This is a genomic window from Arthrobacter sp. NPDC055138 (assembly GCF_053607305.1).
In genome coordinates this window covers 724010-740277 of the sequence record NZ_JBSGTH010000001.1, presented here as the reverse complement: position 1 = coordinate 740277, position 16268 = coordinate 724010, and the positions used below count along the sequence as shown (strand labels likewise).

Below are 16268 nucleotides of genomic sequence, written 5' to 3'. Positions count from 1 at the left end.
CTCGGATTCAGGGATGAGGGTTCTCACCAGGGTTAGCCAACCTTCGCCAGCGCGGCGGCCAAGCCGGTGGTGGAACGGGCCGGGTAGTAGGGCACGGTGACGATCTGCCCGCCCCACGACTGCAGCAGTCGGGCTTCGGGCAACTGGTCGGCGGTATAGTCGCCGCCTTTGACCCAGATGTCCGGACGCAACCGTTCCAGCGCCGACTCCGGCGTGGATTCATCGAACACCAGCACGGCATCCACGCACTCCAGGGCCAGCAGCAGCTCGGCCCGGTCCTCCTGGTTCATGATCGGACGCTCCTCACCCTTCAGACGGCGGACCGAATCGTCCGAGTTGAGGCAGACGATCAGGCAGTCGCCCAGCTTGCGTGCAGCAGCCAGGGTCCTGGCGTGGCCGGCATGCAGCAGATCGAAGCAGCCCCCGGTGGCCACCACCGTTCCGCCGGCGTCGCGCGTCTGGGCGGCAATGCGCACGGCGTCCATGCCGGGGCCGCGCAGCGGAACCGGCGCCGTGTCCTGGCGCAGGGATGCCACGCCGCCGGCCGCGAGGAAGGCAGCCGCCTGCCCTACCGCGTCCTGCACCGAGGCGGTCAGCGAGCGCCCGGAGGCCAACGCCACCGCCAGAGAGGCGGCGAACCGGTCGCCCGCCCCGCAGGTATCGGCCGCGCCCGTCGCGGGGGTGGGAATTGCCTGAGGCAGTTCCCCCTCCTGCTGGACCATCGCCCCTTCCTCGCCGAGTGTGACGACGACGGCGCGGCTGTTCCAGCGGGAGCGCAGCTCGGCGGCGGCGAGCGCTGCTTCACCGGCTCCGCCCTTCGCGAGCCCCGTTGTCAGTCCGGCCATCCGCAGCGCCTCCGGCAGGTTCGGCGTCGCGGCGGCCACGCCCTCGACCGGATCCGGGCCGGCCGGGTGCGGATCCCAGACCACCGGGATCCGGTGTACCAGCGGCGCGAGCGCAGCGCGCAGCGCGGGTGCGGCCGCCAGACCGCGCCCGTAGTCTGCCACGATGATGGCATCGGCGGTCCCGAGCGCCTCAAGCATGTCCGGTGTCGGGACCGGCAACGGGGCCGGGGCACAGCCTTCGTCCACCCGGACCACCGACTGGCCGCCGGCGCGGACGCGGGTCTTCACCGGCGTCGGCGCACCGGAAGGGCCGGCGACCACGCGGATGCCGTCCAAGGCCTCGCGCAGCCGCGTGGAGGCCTCGTCGTCGGACATTGCCGTCACCAAGAGGACGTCCCGGCCATCGCGGGCCAGCATGCGGGCCACCAGCCCTGCTCCCCCGGCACGGTAGGTGGTTTCGGCAGCATCCACGACCGGCACCGGTCCGTCCGGGCTCAGCCGGGTAGCCGCGCCTTCCACATCGGCATCAAGCAGGGCGTCGCCCACCACCACAATCCTCATGACCGGGCCGCCCCACCGTGAGGCCCGGGTTCCGCTCCCGCGGCGGTGTTCCCGTGCCGCGCCACCTCGGCGTCGAAGGCCCGGCAGAGGGCGTGAAGCGCCATCAGATGGCCCTCCTGCACATTGGCGGGCAGCGCGTCCACGGCCACGTAGTCGTCGCAGAGCCTAGTCAACGGATTCGGTGCGCTGCCGGTCAGCGCCCAGCTGGTGACGCCGATGCCGCGGGCTGCCTCGGCCGCACGCAGCAGGTTCTCGCTCTTGCCGCTGGTAGTCAGCAGGAGCAGCACATCGCCCGCCCGCCCGTGGCCCAGCACCTGCCGGGCGAAGAGATGGTCGTAGCCGTAGTCGTTGGAAATCGCTGTGACAGCCGAGGTGTCCGCATGCAGTGAGATGGCGGAGAAGGCCTGCCGTTCGCCGTCGAACCGGCCCACCAGTTCCGCGGTCAGGTGCTGGGCTTCCGCCGCGGAGCCGCCGTTGCCGGCCGCCAGCAGCCGCCTGCCGTCCAGCAGCCGCCGCGCCAGCTCGGTCCCCCAACCCGCCAGCTGGCCGGCCTGGGCTCGCAACGACTCAACCGCGGGCTCCACTTCCCGCAGGTGTGCCAGCACGGCGTCCACCGCCTCGGTTCCGGTGTGCCGGCCGGGAGCGGACGGCACCGGGACGAGCGCGGGTCCCGTCGGCCGCAGATAGGCTTCGGTCCGGGCCGAGGGGGTGGCCGCGAGGGGCGCGGCAGCGGTCAGCGCGCCGGTGCTGGCGGTTGTTGGGCTGCCGCCCGAAACTGCGCGTTTCACAGTGCCTCTCCTTCCAGTTGCCTGGCTCCGGCGGTGACTGCACCGGCCCCCTGACTGATCGCCAAGTGGTAGGCCTTTTCGGTGTCGGCCGCCACCCGGTCCCAGGAGTAGCGGGTGGCGACGCGTTGGTGCCCGGCCTGGCCAAGCTCCCGGCGCAGCTGCGGATTCGCCAGCAGTTCGGCCACGGCATCAGCCACCGCCTGCGGGTCGCGCGGCGGCACGTGCAGACCGGTCTTCCGGTCCACGACGGTGTCAATCAGGCCGCCGACCGAGGCCGCGACCACCGGAACACCGCAGGCCATCGCTTCCAGCGGCACAATCCCGAACGGTTCGTACCACGGCGCGCAGATGACCACGTCGGCACTGCGCAGCACCGGCGGAATGTGCTCCTGCGAGAGCTGCCCTCGCAGCACCAGTTGGTCTTCCACGCCGAGCTCCCGGGCCAGTCCGCGCAGCCGCTGGGCTTCCGGATCTGCCGCCAGCCCCGCCGCTCCGGCAGCCCCGCCGACCACCAGCAGTTCGACGTCGTCGATGCCCTGGTCCTTGAGCAACTGCACGGCCCGTACCGCCAGATCGACGCCCTTGCGCGGAACCAGCCGGCCGAGCGTGACAATCCGGTGGGTCCGGCCGCGCGGTTCGGCCTCGCCGTCGGCGGTGAACAGTCCTAAATCCACGCCGCAGGGGGCGATGGACACGTTGCCGCGCGGGATGCCCATGGCCGCCAACTCGAACACCTCGTCCGAGCAGGTTGCGATGATCCGGTCCACGTCGCGGCCCACCGACGGTTCCAGCCAGGCGCGCTGTGCGGGGCTGGTGTCCTGGGCGCCCTGGTGCCGCCGCTTCACGGTGCCGAGCGCATGGAAGGTCTGCAGCACCGGCACCGAGCAGCTGCCCGGGCGGCGGGCGGCGTCGAGGGCAGCGACGCCGGACATCCAGAAGTGCGCATGCACCACGTCAGGCGGGTTTTCCGCCCAGTCGGTGCTGATGCCGTCGGCCAGCTGGCCCATGAACGGCAGCAGTTCGTCCTTGGCCACCGGTTCCGGCGGGCCGGCGGTGACGTGCACCACTTCCACCCCGGGCCGCATGGTGACGCGGGCGGGCAGCAGCGGGTCATCGCGGCGGGTGTAGACGCTCACGCTGTGCCCGCGCCGGGCCAAGGCTGCGGAGAGGGCCGCAACGTGCACGTTCTGGCCGCCGGCGTCCACTCCGCCCAGCGCGGCCAGCGGGCTGGCATGTTCGGAAACCATCGATATTCTCATGGCTCTCTCCTCTCGTTGGCGGCGATGGCCCGTCCGTTATTGGTTGTGGTCTCGGCCAGCAGGCTGTCCCAGTTGTCCAGGAAAGCCTGCAGCCCGTAGTTCTGCAGCGCCGCCTCGCGTGCGATCGCTCCGCGGGCCGCGGCCTCCTCCGGGTCCTTGAGCAGGCGGGCCGCGTGGCGGCGCAGTTGGTCCACGTCCGTGGAGATGGCCCCTGCTTCCGGCGGAACCGCGCGGGCCGCCTCAGTGCTGGCCAGCGCCACTACCGGCATGCCCAAGTGCATGGCTTCCAGCAGCGCCAGGCCCAGCGACGTCCAGCGCAGCGGGTGCAGGTAGAGGCGGCAGCGGGCCAGCTCGGCGTGCAGCTGGTGGCTCGGCAGGTCGCCGCGGACGCGCAACTGGTCGGGGCCCAGCTCGGCGGCAGCGGCCAGCTGGTCGGTTCCCATGCCGAACACGTCCAGCGGTCCCGCCTGCGCAAAGGCCGCCAGCAGGTCCGTCCCGGTGACGCGCCAGCGGCGTACCGGTTCGTTAACCACCACGCCCTGCCGTTCCAGCTCTCCGGTGTAGAGCCTGCCAGGGTCCACGATGCCGTGTTCGATCACGGTGGTCCGGGCCGTACCGCAGTCCCAGAACAACTGATTGAAGTGGGTGACATGCACAATCGTCATGTCCTGCTGGTCGGCCAGCGGGTGCAGCGAGTTGGGCACATCGCCCTTGGGTGTGTTGTGTTCCAGGAACACCGCGGGAAGGTCCCGTCCCGGCCGGCGGCCGAGCAGCCGCCCGCATTCCTCGATCTCCTCGGGCCGCTGCAGCACCACCAGGTCGGGTTCCTCGTCGCGCAGCCGGCCCGGCTCCACATCCCGCACCGACGGCGGCCAGTCGCGGCCGGCGCGGCCCAAACCCCACGCACCCCCCTCGGCCGTGGCAGGAAGCAGGTACTCGTGGCGGCCGCGCACAAAAGCATCGGTCCAGCCGCCGTGGACATGCCAGAGCAAAATCTTCACGCGTTCCTCGTCTTCCTCCGGGCGGACAGATACGTCACGCCGCGGGTCAGCCGCTGCACGGCCTCGAGCACTTCTTCGGGGGCCACATTGGAGAGGCAGGGATGCCCGGGGACCGGGCAAAGGCGGGCGCGGCTGAGCCGGCACGGCGCATGTTGCTCACCGAGCAGCTCCAGCGGGACTTTGTAGGGCGCCCAGCGGATGGCCGGCACCACCGGCGCGAACAGGGACACCACCGGGGTGCCCACGGCGGCGGCCAGATGCGCCGGTCCGGTGTTCCCGGTGACGACGGCGGAGGCTCCGGAGAGCACCCCGGCCAGACTCCGCAGGTCGGTCCGCCCGCCCAAGTCCAGGGCACCGGGGACGGCCACGGTGGCCGTCAGTTCCTGTTCCTGCGGGCCGCCGGTGACCACCACCCGGTATCCGGCTCCGATCAGCAGCTCGACCGCGGCGGCGTGGTGCAGGGGTGGCCAGGCACGGGCCGGAACCGCCGCGCCGGGATGGACCGCGATATACGGCCCGTCTCCGGTCAGGCACGAGGTATCCGGGATGTCGCGCAGCTGCAGCCGGCCGTCGTCGCCGGCCGGTAGCCGGTAGCCGGCGGCTGCGGCGATGCCCAGCGCACGCTCGGCCTCCGGCTGGTCCTCCGGAAAGTCCTCGCCCGGCCGGAGCCGCCGGTCCAGCAGCGAGCCGGCGTAGTCCACCGAAGCCCCGGTGATTTGCCCGACGCCGGCCAGCCGCAGCAGCAGAGCCAGCGGCAGCGGCGACTGGTGGAAGGAGGTCAGAATGATGGCCTCGGAGATCCGGGTTTTCCGCACCCAGTCGGCCAGCGCGGCAACGTGGTCCTGGGTTGCCGGCGGCGCAGGGTCCACGATCCACGGACTGGCCCAGCTGAAAACCTCGGCGACGCCGGGCAGCAATTCCGCGGCAGCCTTGCCCTGCGGGCCGCACAGCATCATGACATCGTTGGGCCCGCCACCGTTGCCGGCCGCCACTGCCCGCACCGCCGGGCCGGCCAGCAACACGTCTCCGGCGCTGTCCAGCCGCGCCACCAGCACGCGGCTCACGGGCCCGCCTCCAGCAGGAGGGAAATGGCTTCGGCCAGATCCCCTGCCACCAGTCCGGCGGCCTCGACCTCTTCGCGCCGGGTCACCGGCGTCGGCACCAGCACGCCGCTCGCGCCGGCCGCGGCGGCAGCCTCGACGTCCGCCCCGATGTCCCCGATGTAGGCCACGTCGGACGGATCCAGCCCCAGCCGGCGGCAGGCCGCCAGGATCATCCCGGGCTGCGGTTTGCGGCAGCGGCAGCCGTCGTCGGGGTGGTGCGGGCAGACCTCCCAGACGTCAAAGGGGCCCAACAGCTCATCGACCCGAGCGTTGACCGCGTCCACCTGCTCCCGGGTCATCAATCCGCGTCCGATGCCGGATTGATTGGTCAGCACCCCGCAGGGCAGCCCGGCAGCCCGGACTGCTTCGAGCGCCGCGCGGGCACCGGCTACCGGCTGGACCTTCGCCGGATCCGGGTTGTACGGCACATCCGTGACCAGCGTGCCGTCCCGGTCGAACAGGATGGCCCGCGGCGGGGAGACTGCGGCTGCACTCATACCAGCACTGTTCCCAGCAAAGCCGCGACCTAAACACTTTGCCGCTACTGGTTTTGCCATCCGCTTTCCCTCCCGCCGGCAGGAATGGGGCTGGAAGCGGACGCCGCGGGCATCTGGCAGGATGGGCCACAACAGGCTTGGAAGGAAGTGCACGGTGGCCGAACCCCAAGAACTGGAACGCGACGGACGGCCGGAGCTGTTGGTGCTCCGGGCGCTGAAGTTGGGCGATCTGCTGGTGGCGGTTCCTGCGCTGCGGGCACTGCGCGCGGCGTACCCGGAGCACCGGATTCTCTACGCCGCCCAGGCCTGGCTGCGGCCCGTCCTCGAACTGACCGGATCCGTGGACGACCTGCTGCCCACGCACGGCCTGGATGTTCCGGTTGCCTTGGCGCCCGGCCGGGTGGAGATCGCCGTGAATCTGCACGGTAACGGCCCGGAGAGCCGCGGTCGGCTGGAAGTCCTGCAGCCCGCGGTCCGCATCGGCCACCAGGCGCCGGGTTGGAACGGCCCCGAGTGGCTGGAGGGGGTGCACGAACGCGAGCGCTGGGCCCGCCTGCTGCAGTGGCACGGGATTGACGCCGATCCGCTGGATTACCGGCTCAACAAGCCGGAGGTGCCGAGCCCCTGCCCGGGGGCTGCCGTCCTGCACGTCGGTGCCGCCTACGGGAGCCGGCTCTGGCCGGCCGAGCGGTTCGCTGCCGTCGCCCGCGAACTGGCATCCCAAGGGCACCGGATCCTGTTCACCGGGAGCGCGGCCGAACGGCCGCGCGCACAGGCCGTCGCCGATCTCGCGGGACTCGGGCCGGAATCCGTCGTCGCCGGCACCCTGTCGCTGGCGGAATTTGCGGCCAGCATCGCCGAGTCCGCCGTCGTCATTTCCGCCGACACCGGCGCGGCCCATCTGGCCTCCGCCTACGCCAGGCCGTCAGTCGTCATCTTCGGTCCCGCACCGGTCGGCGTGTGGGGGCCGCCGCCGGGACCGCACACCGTTCTGACCGACGAAAGCCTGCGGCTGGGCGACACGTTCGCCGCAGATCCCGACCCGGCACTGCTGGCTGTCAGCGCCGAGGATGTCCTGGCGGCGGTGGCGCAGCTCCCGATGGCTACGCCGTCCGCATCGGCTGCCGGGCCGGCGCTGGCTGCTGCCCCAGCACCCTGCGCTGAAGCTTGACCAGGATCCGGGCCAGCGCCCGGGACACCTGCATCTGCGTCATGCCAATGCGTTCGCCGATGCGGCGCTGAGATTCTTCCTGGAAGTAACGGTAAAAGAGCAGTTCCCTTTCCCGCGGTTCGAGCTCTTGGATGGCGCCCCGCAACATCAGCAGTTCCTCGGTCCGTTCGGTCCCGCCGTCCGTCACGGCCAGCGACTCGGCAATGTTCCGCCCTTCAGGGGTCCCGTCCAGCGATTCCGGCCGCAGGCTGCCGTGGCAATTCAGCGCTTCGGCCACCGTGTCCGGGCTTTCCGCGAGCGCACCGGCCAATTCCTGGAGCCGAGGTTCGCGGCCCAATCGCTGCGCAAGTTCCGGCGTCAGCTTGATGGCGGCGGTGCGCAGGTCCTGAAGATGGCGCGGCGGCCGGACCATCCACGAGCTGTCCCGCAGATACCGCTTCAGTTCGCCGTGCACGGTGGGGACGGCATAGGCGGAAAAGTCGGCGCCGTGGTCCGGATCGAAGCCGCGGACGGCCTTGAGCAGACCCAGCCGGGCAACTTGCTGCAGATCATCGATCTCCCGGCCCGGACCCAGATAGTTGCGGGCAATCCCTTCGGCGATGCCCAACTGCCCCAGCAGCAGCTCCTCTTCCAACGCCGCGCGCAAGGAACCCTTGGCGCTTCTCGCTCTGCGGAACAATACCTGCAAGGCATCCTCGTCGCAATGCATCGGCAGACCACTCTCACTCAGGGAAGTGCGGGACCAGAACCACTTCCCCCCAAGAGATCATAAGCATGCTGATTATGCAACAGGTCGGGGTGGGGAAAAAGCTGAAAAGCCTTTTCTTCTCCGCGGAGAAGAAGGTATAAGCCGCAGAAGCAGCCCGACGGTAGGCCGGCTTCAAGGGCGGCCATGGCCCCGGGGCGAGTGAGACCTGGGGGCCGGGACCCGAGTCAGGACCAGGGAGTGTCCGGCCGGTCCTGCGGGAGGCCGTCGACCACCAGGTCCACGCGCTCGTTAAAGAAGCAGAATAGGTCGCGGATCTTGGGATTTTCCGGGATCGGATCCGGATAGCTCCACATCACGTCGCGGACCAGGTTTTGGCCTAGCCGGACGGACCAGTACCGCGCCATACCCTTGTACGGGCAGCTGGTGACGGTGTCGCTGGCCTCCAGCAGGTCCGTCCGTACGTCTTCGGCCGGCAGGTAGTAGCGGACGGGCAGATGCGTTTCGAAGAGCAGCAGCGGCCGGATACTGTCGGCCACCTTCTGGCCCTCCAGGTAGATCTGGACCCGGCGCGAACTGCGCAGCGTATCCACCCGCTTATAGGGATCGCGCGCATGCACCAGCACCCGTTCGTCTTCCTCGTACCATTCGAGCTGCCGCCAGGAGAATGTCACATGCCCGGCCAGTTCGGCCAGGTCTCCGGTGGGATTGGCGTGCTCCCAGGCACCGGCTTCCGCCCGCTTTCTGCCCAGGGCCACGTCCCAGACCTGCTGCCCGGCCGACCCGGCGCGCGGATTGTCGAGCACTCCCGCTGCCACATCCTCCCGCGGCAAGTAGTAGGTGGGCAGTTCGCCCCGCCCGTACTGGACCAGCAGCCTGGCCCGGCTGCTGTCCGCCACCAATGCTCCGCCCAGCCGGACCCGGATCCGGCGACCGGTGGGCTCCGCAAACGGCTTCTCAAATTCCATGGGGCACACGCTACTCTTCCCGGGCCCCGGCGGGCAGGGTGCCAGAATGGGAATTCACCCCAGTATCAGGAGGCTTGAGTGAGCACCGACGAACGTCGCGCCAACATCTACATCGACAAGCAGACCCCCGCGGCATACCGCGCCCTCAACGGCTTGGCGCTCAAGGTCGGCGAGGCCGCCGACGCGGCCGGCATGGACCGGAAGCTGGTCGAGCTGCTCAACCTGCGCATCTCGCAAATTAACGGCTGCGCCTACTGCCTGAACATGCATACCCGGCTTGCGCTAGGCGAAGGCGAAACGGCGCAGCGGCTGTCCGTCCTCCCGTCATGGCGCGATACCGAAGTATTCACGGACAAGGAACGCGCGGCTCTGGCCTTGGCCGAGGCGTTGACCGAGCTGCCGGCCCACCATAGCCAGGAGCGGGAGTATGCTGCCGCCCGTGAGCAGCTCACGGACGAGGAGTTTTCCGCGGTCAGCTGGATCACGGTCGCAATGAACGCGTTCAACCGGGTCTCCATCGTCAGCAAGCACCGCGTCCGCCCCAACAAATAACCGACGACGGCGGGGGCGCACCTACCGAGGGTGCCGCACCCCGCCGCCGTGGCGCCTTGCAACTACCAGGCGGCGCGCCAGTACTGGTCCGCACGGGGGTTTCCGTCGCGGGCCACTCCGAGGACCTTCGCAGCGTTCGCCGGCCAGTGCGCGTCCTTCAGCGCAGCGCGGCCAACGCTCACGCCGTCGGCCTGCCCGGTGACCACCACGTGTTCCGCCTGCGCCGGGTCGGTCAGCAGCCCGACGGCGGTGACAAACGAATCCGTGCCCTCCAGCGCCTCGCGCACTGCGGCAGCGAGCGGCACTTGGAAGCCCGGGCCGGAGGGTCCGTGATACGCGCCGATGCCGGCGCTGGAGAGGTCGAACGCGGTCACGCCGAGTTCCCTCGCCTCGCGGACAAAGCGGACCGTGTCGGCCAGCCGCCACCCGCCCTCGACCCAGTCGTCGCCGGAGAGACGGATCGCCAGCGGCTTGTGGTCCGGCCAGACAGCCCGCACAGCCTTAATGACCTCGCGCGCGTACCGGGTGCGGTTTTCATAGCTGCCCCCGTAGGCGTCTTCACGGTGGTTGGTCAGCGGGGAGAGGAACTGGTGGATGAGGTAGCCGTGGGCGGCGTGGATCTGCACAACGTCGAACCCGGCCTCGTCCGCTCGGCGGGCAGCGTCCGCCCAGGCCTGGACGGATGCCTGGATCTCAGGGAGGTCCATGGCATGCGGCCGCTCCAACCCGAAGATGTCGGTCGTCGAGGGGCCCACCGTCTTCCAGCCGCCGTCGGCCAGCGGGATGGAGCCCTCGGGCTGCTCGGGCAACCACGGGTAGGTCGAGGCCTTGGCGCCGGCGTGGGCCAACTGGATGCCGATCGCCGCCCCCTGCTTGTGGGCGAAATCCACCACGGGCTTCCAGGCGTCGCGCTGCGCGTCGTTCCATAGTCCGGCATCGCGGTCGGAGATCCGGCCTTCAGGGACCACGGCGGTTGCCTCGGCGACCACGAGCCCGAAGCCGCCGGCGGCCCGGGCTCCGAGGTGCACCAGATGCCAGTCGTTGGGCACTCCATCGCGTGCGCTCACCGAGTACTGGCACATCGGTGCCAGGACCGTGCGGTTGCGCAGCATCAGTCCGGTGCCGTCGGGGGTGGTCAGGGTAGCGGGTTCAAAGAGCTTACTCACGATGAGCCCCAACCCTGCCGCCGCAATGGCTATTCCCGGGGCGGCCCAAGACCGCGACTCATGCGTCAGGCCGGTGCCGGAACCTGTGCGAGGGCGTCGATCTCCACCAGCACGCCCGGCCGGGCGGAGCCCACCTGGAGGACGGTGATCGCCGTCGGCACCTGCCCCCAGACCTCGGCGGCGGCGGCGAACCCTTCGTTCGGGTCCTGTCCGGCGGCCAGATAGATATTCAGCTTGGCGACGTCCTGCTGCGTTGCGCCGGCCTCCTTGAGGACTGCCAGCACGTTGCGCATTGCCTGCTTGGTCTGGCCGGCGAGGTCATCGCTGACCATTTCGCCGTCGGCATTGACCCCGTTCTGGCCGCCCACCACCAGCAGCCGTCCGGGCCCGTCGATCAGCACGCCCTGGGAGTAGGCCGGGCTGCGGAACATGCCTGCCGGGTTGATGTGCTTCAGGCTCATGGCGTTCCTCCGTAGGTGCTCCGCGTTGAGGTTCATCACGCTAGGCCGTTACGTCGTCGGGCACCAGACCTCTGCCGCCGGAGCGTCCACGCCGGGCCGTGTTGAACCGGCCTGTCGAAACCGGCGTGTGAACATCATTCGTGCGGAACACCACATGAACGGTCTGTGCCGGGTATGAAAACATAGGGCATGCGCCCGATGCAGCACTCCAGCAAACTCCAGAACGTTCGATACGAGCTCCGCGGCCCGATTTTGCACGCCGCCAAGAAGATGGAAGCCGAGGGCCAGCGCATCCTGCGGATGAACCTCGGGGACCCCGCGCCGTTCGGGCTGGAGGCGCCGGAGTCGATTGTGGTCGACATGATCCACCACCTGCGCGGAGCCCAGGGCTACAGCGATTCCAAGGGCATCTTTTCCGCCCGCACGGCAATCTCGCAGTATTACCAGACCAAGGGCCTGATGCAGATCGGCGTGGAGGACATCTTCATCGGCAACGGGGTCTCCGAGCTCATCTCCATGACGCTGCAGGCGTTCCTGGAGAACGGGGACGAAGTGCTGATCCCCGCACCCGACTACCCGCTGTGGACCGCATCCGTGACGCTCTCCGGCGGCAAGGCCGTCCACTACCTGTGCAACGAAGACAACCACTGGTGGCCGGACATGGCGGATGTCGAAGCCAAGATCACCGGCCGGACCCGCGCCATCGTGCTGATCAACCCGAACAATCCCACCGGTGCCGTCTACCCGCGGGAGGTGCTGGAGCAGTTCGCGGCACTGGCCCGCAAGCACGACCTGGTGCTGTTCTCCGACGAGATCTACGAAAAGATCACCTACGAGGATGCCGTCCACATCCATACCGCGTCCGTGGCCCCGGACCTGCCGGTGCTCACCTTCAGCGGGCTGTCCAAGGCCTACCGGATGCCCGGCTACCGGGCCGGGTGGGTGGCCATCAGCGGCCCCCGCGCCGAGACCGCCGCGTACCGGGAATCACTCGAACTGCTGGCCTCGCTGCGGCTGTGCTCGAACGTGCCGGCGCAGCACGCCATCCAGACCTCGTTGGGCGGCTACCAGTCCATCGGCGACCTGGTGAAGCCCGGAGGTCGGCTGCGCGAACAGCGCGATCTGGCCTGCCGGCTGCTCAACCAGATCCCCGGCGTGAGTTGCGTCCCTGCAGCCGGCGCGATGTATCTGTTCCCCAAGCTCGACCCCGCCGTCTATCCCTTCGAGGACGACGAAAAGTTTGTGCTGGACCTGCTTGAGGAGCAGAAGATCCTGGTCTCGCACGGCTCCGCCTTCCATTGGCCCACGCCGGACCACTTCCGCTTCGTGATCCTGCCTTCGGTGGAGGACATCGAAGAAGCGGTGCGCCGGATTTCCTCCTTCCTGGCCATTTACCGGAAGAAGACGGCCGACGCCGCAGCGGCCACCGCGGGGTGATCGCGCCGGCAGCTCCTCAACATCCACGACCAAACGGCACTGCCCTGCTAGGCTGCTGACGTTTCGGCTGCCTTCGGATGCGGCCTCAGGGCTGACATCGGGGGACCATGCGGATCCAGCTATCTGCCGCTTTCGTGGTGATGGGCGGGTTGCTGCTCGTCGGGTGTTCCGGGCCCGCGGCATCCGAAGCCCGTGCGGCCCCTGCTGGGATGGAAAGCCCGACGGCGGTGCCAGCCGCCGGCGACGAAACGTCCGATGCTGCACCTGATGCTGCCGCGGCGTCCGGCCGCTTCGCCACTCCCCTGCCGTCCGGTTCCGCCGTTGAGCCCGAGGTTGCCCTCAGCGAAGAGGAGTCGGCGGCGAATACCGCGCACACCGGCAACTTCCTCGCTGAACAGTGGAAGGCAGGAACCAAGCCGTCGACTTTGAGCGCTGCCCTGCCCGGCGACTGCGTGTTCTTCGACCGGGAATATTCCTCCGGCCCCACCCAGACTGTCATCTTCCCCGTGCCCTGCGATGAGCCGCACGAGGGTGAGGTCTTCGGCGTCGTCACCCATGGAGACCAGCCCTATCCGGGCGAACTGGTACTTGGCGACGAAGCTACCGGAGCCTGTGCAGATTTTCTCGAACAGCACATTGAGAAGCTAGCGCCCGGTCATAGCTTCCGGCCGCTCTCCCCCACCGAAGCCGATTGGAAAGCCGGTGAACGCAGTTCAGTGTGTTTGTACAGCCCGCCCGGGCTCTTGTCGGAGCGAAGCCACTTCAGGAGTTAAAGCCCCGACTCCAGCACGGCGGAATGTGTGAATTCGTCGTAAACAACGGGCCGGTCCCCTTGTGGCCGCCACGCTCCGCCAGCATTGTTGAAGTTGATGCATCGGCGTCGACCCGACTTGAGGAGCACCACATGCCTGATACCCCGCTTGAAAACTGGGACTTGGTTCCCGGCACCCTGGTGGAAGTCCACAAGAACGGGATGATGCTGCGGACCGGGCGGATTGATGCTGTGACCCTGGATGCGGACATCGTCTGGCTCGCCAACAACGGCTCACACCCGCGCGGCCTGTTCGAAAAGTCCGAGGGGTACCAGCTCCGCCTGGCTAGGGACAGGACCTGACCGCGAGCGGAGGATTGCCCCTATCCCCACCTCCGCGCCGACGCTAGCGTGTCCGACATGGATATGAAACTCGAGCTCGTTGCCGTGCCGGTCACCGACGTGGACCGCGCCAAGAAGTTCTACGTGGAGCAGGTGGGCTTCAATGCAGACCACGACTACCAGGTAAATCCGGAGTTGCGGTTCGTGCAGCTCACCCCGCCCGGATCCGCCTGTTCCATTGTCATCGGCGATGGCATCACCCAGATGGCGCCCGGCTCACAGCAAGGCCTGCAAATGGTGGTGGCCGACGCAGCGGCCGCCCGGGAGGAACTCATCGGCCGCGGCGTCGGAGCCAGTGACGTGGACGAACAGCCGTGGGGACACTTCGTGTACTTCAGCGATCCGGACGGCAACACCTGGTCGTTGCAGCAACTGCCGCCCCGGGATACCCCCTGACCCGGGCTGATCCGGGCACCAGGTCACCCTGGCCTCCGGTTCACGTGGCGCTTTCCGCCCGTACCGAGAAAGTCCGCGCGAAACCACATCCGAATAATTTTGCCCGCTCCGGAATAAACCCCGCTGGCGGCCCGTTCCATTAGGTGAAACTGCGAATGGACTATCAAGGGATCAGCATGCTTGGAGCAGGAGATCAGCGGAGAAGTTCTTTCCCGCGCCCTGCCGCATTGCTCCCCCGCCCTCATTGTTAGCGCCCTTCTACAGCCGGTATGAACCGGCCTTTTTTGCCTAACCCGCAGTCCCCGAATGTTGCCTCGGCAGGCCAGCCTCACAGCTGTGCCGTCCTACTGAGGCACCCCATTTCCCGCCCGCTACACAGGAGGTCATGCATGACACTATCCACCACAGGTCAGTCCCCATTGGTCAATTCCACTCCCACCCGGATCCGCAACCTCGGGCATCTGCGCCGCGGCGATTCGGTCGAGGCCCGGATGGACAACGCCGTCCAGTACCGGGGCCGTGTCGACCGCACCGCGCCGGGAGTCGGCTTGGTCTGGATCCGCGACGACGCCGACGGCTCACGGCGCGCCATCAGCACCCAGGATTGCACGGTCTGGCGTTTACCCAGCCAGCAGGCGTAAAGAGCGGCACCACCCCCACAGGCGGACGACGCCGGCACCCACTGATGTGCCGGTTCGTCCGTTACTGCGTTAAAGCGCCATGACGGCTTCAGGCGGAGCTTGTCCATCAGCCGGGTGCGGAGTTGAATAGAGCCGGAGCCGCCGGACGGGAGCATTCCGGCCACCGCAATCGGAGAGCCTCATGGCCGTTTCGTTTAACCACACCATTGTGTATGCCGCGGACAAGAACGCGTCGGCCGAATTCTTTGCGGACATCTTTGGGCTCGGTCCGCCGCGGCCAATGTTCGGATACTTCATGACCGTCATGCTGGAGGGCGGCGTGGCGCTGGACTATGCCGACGCGGACGGCAGCGTCCAACCCCAGCACTATGCCTTCCTGGTCAGCGAAGCCGAGTTCGACGGAATTTTCGCACGCATCCAAACGGCCGGAATCGACTACTGGGCCGACCCAGCGAGGAGCAGGCCCGGGCAGATCAACCACAACGACGGCGGCCGCGGCGTCTACTTCACCGATCCGTCCGGGCATTTTCTGGAGGCAATCACCCGCCCCTATGGCTCCGGGACCGTCTGAGGCGAGGCACGGGGCAGAGGCGAGGTACCGGCAGGGGTGAGGCGCCGGCTAAAGCGATGCACCGCCGTCGTACGCTGGACGCACATCCGTGAGGAGGGACGCATGGACGAACAGCACGGGACCGGCGGGAACGTCCGGCTCAGCGCGACCGTGAGCGGCCGGGTCCAGGGCGTGGGCTTCCGCTACTGGACGCGCGACCAGGCCGAGCAGCTGGGACTGGTCGGATCGGCGGTGAACCAGCCCGACGGAACCGTCGGCGTGGTGGCCGAGGGCCCGCAGGATGCAGTCGAACAGCTGGTGGCAGAGCTTGAGTCCGGCAACACGCCGGGCCGGGTCAGGCGCGTTGAGAAAACCTACGCGGCCGCGAGGGGCGGGCTCAGCGGCTTCGATGTGGGCTGAGGCTCAGGCCGCTTGGGTACCATCGGGGCATGAATAACCCTGTAGCCGCCGTCCGCACTGCCTTGCTGGAACGGGGTGTTGCGGATACCGTCACGGTGCTCGACGACGAGGTGCCCACCGCGGCCGACGCGGCCAGGGTGCTGGACTGCGACGTGGCGGCCATCGCCAACAGTCTGGTCTTCAATTCCGGCGGCAGCCCGCTGCTGATCCTGGCCAGCGGAGCGGCGCGGGTGGACACGAAGCTGGTGGCGGCCGAGCTCGGAATGGACCGCATCCGGCGGGCCGATGCGGACTTCGTCCTCACGCACACAGGCCAGGCCATCGGCGGGGTGGCACCGGTGGGACACCCTGCGCCGATCCGCACGGTGCTGGATCGGTCCTTGGCCGGCCATCCCGTGCTGTGGGCCGGCGCCGGCGATCATCGGGCGATGTTCTCGATCGGCTTCGAGGACCTGCGCCGGATCACATCGGCCGTGGTCATGGACGTCAGGGCGGGCTGACTCAGTCTCCGGCTCAGGATCCCGCGCGGGCTTCCCCGCGACAGGCGGACGGTGTGACGTTTAAATCGGCCAGCCCCGCGGGGTGTTCACGCG

The 16268-nt window shown here is 68.7% G+C and carries 20 protein-coding genes; 10 read left to right on the top strand and 10 right to left on the bottom strand.

Going from position 1 to position 16268, the window contains the following annotated elements; translation table 11 throughout:
• Positions 1-32 precede the first annotated feature (32 nt).
• The 6 genes from rfaE2 to ACWF5H_RS03565 form a co-directional block, all read right to left on the bottom strand.
• The gene (gene rfaE2, locus ACWF5H_RS03590) at positions 33-1406 is read right to left on the bottom strand and encodes a D-glycero-beta-D-manno-heptose 1-phosphate adenylyltransferase (RefSeq protein ID WP_452034889.1); all 1374 of its coding nucleotides are present in this window, start codon (positions 1404-1406) and stop codon (positions 33-35) included.
• Positions 1403-2059 carry a D-sedoheptulose-7-phosphate isomerase gene (locus tag ACWF5H_RS03585; protein WP_452035338.1) on the bottom strand — a complete coding sequence of 219 codons (657 nt, stop codon included), beginning with the start codon at positions 2057-2059 and terminating at the stop codon, positions 1403-1405. Before ACWF5H_RS03585 ends, rfaE2 begins: the two co-directional genes overlap by 4 nt.
• Before the next feature lie 131 nt (positions 2060-2190).
• A complete protein-coding gene (locus tag ACWF5H_RS03580; protein WP_452034888.1) occupies positions 2191-3453 on the bottom strand; it encodes a glycosyltransferase in 1263 nt (420 codons plus the stop codon).
• Positions 3450-4454 (bottom strand): glycosyltransferase family 4 protein, encoded by a 1005-nt coding sequence (locus ACWF5H_RS03575; protein ID WP_452034887.1) that lies wholly within the window; start codon positions 4452-4454, stop codon positions 3450-3452. Before ACWF5H_RS03575 ends, ACWF5H_RS03580 begins: the two co-directional genes overlap by 4 nt.
• Positions 4451-5518 carry a glycosyltransferase family 9 protein gene (locus ACWF5H_RS03570; RefSeq protein WP_452034885.1) on the bottom strand — a complete coding sequence of 356 codons (1068 nt, stop codon included), beginning with the start codon at positions 5516-5518 and terminating at the stop codon, positions 4451-4453. The genes ACWF5H_RS03575 and ACWF5H_RS03570 overlap by 4 nt, the downstream gene beginning before the upstream one ends.
• On the bottom strand, positions 5515-6054 hold the full coding sequence (locus ACWF5H_RS03565) for a D-glycero-alpha-D-manno-heptose-1,7-bisphosphate 7-phosphatase (RefSeq protein WP_452034883.1): 540 nt from the start codon (positions 6052-6054) through the stop codon (positions 5515-5517). Before ACWF5H_RS03565 ends, ACWF5H_RS03570 begins: the two co-directional genes overlap by 4 nt.
• 154 nt (positions 6055-6208) lie before the next feature.
• Between ACWF5H_RS03565 and ACWF5H_RS03560 the strand changes: the two genes are divergently transcribed.
• Positions 6209-7225 (top strand): glycosyltransferase family 9 protein, encoded by a 1017-nt coding sequence (locus tag ACWF5H_RS03560; protein ID WP_452034881.1) that lies wholly within the window; start codon positions 6209-6211, stop codon positions 7223-7225.
• On the opposite strand, the gene ACWF5H_RS03555 is transcribed toward ACWF5H_RS03560, so the two are convergent.
• On the bottom strand, positions 7158-7913 hold the full coding sequence (locus ACWF5H_RS03555) for a sigma-70 family RNA polymerase sigma factor (protein ID WP_452034879.1): 756 nt from the start codon (positions 7911-7913) through the stop codon (positions 7158-7160). The two genes, ACWF5H_RS03560 and ACWF5H_RS03555, sit on opposite strands and share 68 nt — an antisense overlap.
• A 245-nt stretch (positions 7914-8158) precedes the next feature.
• Positions 8159-8899 (bottom strand): DUF427 domain-containing protein, encoded by a 741-nt coding sequence (locus ACWF5H_RS03550; protein ID WP_452034878.1) that lies wholly within the window; start codon positions 8897-8899, stop codon positions 8159-8161.
• A gap of 78 nt (positions 8900-8977) precedes the next feature.
• On the opposite strand from ACWF5H_RS03550, the gene ACWF5H_RS03545 reads away from it, so the two are divergent.
• A complete protein-coding gene (locus tag ACWF5H_RS03545) occupies positions 8978-9451 on the top strand; it encodes a carboxymuconolactone decarboxylase family protein (protein WP_364652282.1) in 474 nt (157 codons plus the stop codon).
• A 62-nt stretch (positions 9452-9513) separates the two neighbouring features.
• Here ACWF5H_RS03545 and ACWF5H_RS03540 read toward each other — a convergent pair whose 3' ends face one another.
• Both ACWF5H_RS03540 and ACWF5H_RS03535 read right to left on the bottom strand, forming a co-directional pair.
• The gene (locus ACWF5H_RS03540; RefSeq protein ID WP_452034877.1) at positions 9514-10617 is read right to left on the bottom strand and encodes an NADH:flavin oxidoreductase/NADH oxidase; all 1104 of its coding nucleotides are present in this window, start codon (positions 10615-10617) and stop codon (positions 9514-9516) included.
• 65 nt (positions 10618-10682) lie between these two features.
• Positions 10683-11078 carry a RidA family protein gene (locus tag ACWF5H_RS03535; protein WP_452034875.1) on the bottom strand — a complete coding sequence of 132 codons (396 nt, stop codon included), beginning with the start codon at positions 11076-11078 and terminating at the stop codon, positions 10683-10685.
• Between the two features lie 189 nt (positions 11079-11267).
• Here ACWF5H_RS03535 and ACWF5H_RS03530 point away from each other — a divergent pair, with 189 nt between their 5' ends.
• From ACWF5H_RS03530 to ACWF5H_RS03495, 8 genes are all read left to right on the top strand, one after another.
• Complete coding sequence (locus tag ACWF5H_RS03530) at positions 11268-12515, top strand: pyridoxal phosphate-dependent aminotransferase (RefSeq protein WP_452034873.1); 1248 nt, start codon at positions 11268-11270, stop codon at positions 12513-12515.
• 107 nt (positions 12516-12622) lie between these two features.
• Positions 12623-13288 (top strand): septum formation family protein, encoded by a 666-nt coding sequence (locus ACWF5H_RS03525; RefSeq protein WP_452034871.1) that lies wholly within the window; start codon positions 12623-12625, stop codon positions 13286-13288.
• A gap of 131 nt (positions 13289-13419) precedes the next feature.
• Positions 13420-13629 carry a hypothetical protein gene (locus ACWF5H_RS03520; protein WP_452034869.1) on the top strand — a complete coding sequence of 70 codons (210 nt, stop codon included), beginning with the start codon at positions 13420-13422 and terminating at the stop codon, positions 13627-13629.
• A 57-nt stretch (positions 13630-13686) separates the two neighbouring features.
• Positions 13687-14064, top strand: a complete 378-nt coding sequence (locus ACWF5H_RS03515) for a glyoxalase superfamily protein (RefSeq protein ID WP_452034868.1) — start codon at positions 13687-13689, stop codon at positions 14062-14064.
• Between the two features lie 389 nt (positions 14065-14453).
• Positions 14454-14705 carry a hypothetical protein gene (locus tag ACWF5H_RS03510; RefSeq protein ID WP_364652275.1) on the top strand — a complete coding sequence of 84 codons (252 nt, stop codon included), beginning with the start codon at positions 14454-14456 and terminating at the stop codon, positions 14703-14705.
• Between the two features lie 181 nt (positions 14706-14886).
• The gene (locus ACWF5H_RS03505) at positions 14887-15276 is read left to right on the top strand and encodes a VOC family protein (RefSeq protein ID WP_452034866.1); all 390 of its coding nucleotides are present in this window, start codon (positions 14887-14889) and stop codon (positions 15274-15276) included.
• Between the two features lie 102 nt (positions 15277-15378).
• Positions 15379-15675 carry an acylphosphatase gene (locus ACWF5H_RS03500; RefSeq protein ID WP_364652273.1) on the top strand — a complete coding sequence of 99 codons (297 nt, stop codon included), beginning with the start codon at positions 15379-15381 and terminating at the stop codon, positions 15673-15675.
• Positions 15676-15704: 29 nt separating this feature from the next.
• Positions 15705-16175 (top strand): YbaK/EbsC family protein, encoded by a 471-nt coding sequence (locus tag ACWF5H_RS03495; RefSeq protein ID WP_452034865.1) that lies wholly within the window; start codon positions 15705-15707, stop codon positions 16173-16175.
• The last annotated feature ends 93 nt before the right edge of the window (positions 16176-16268 follow it).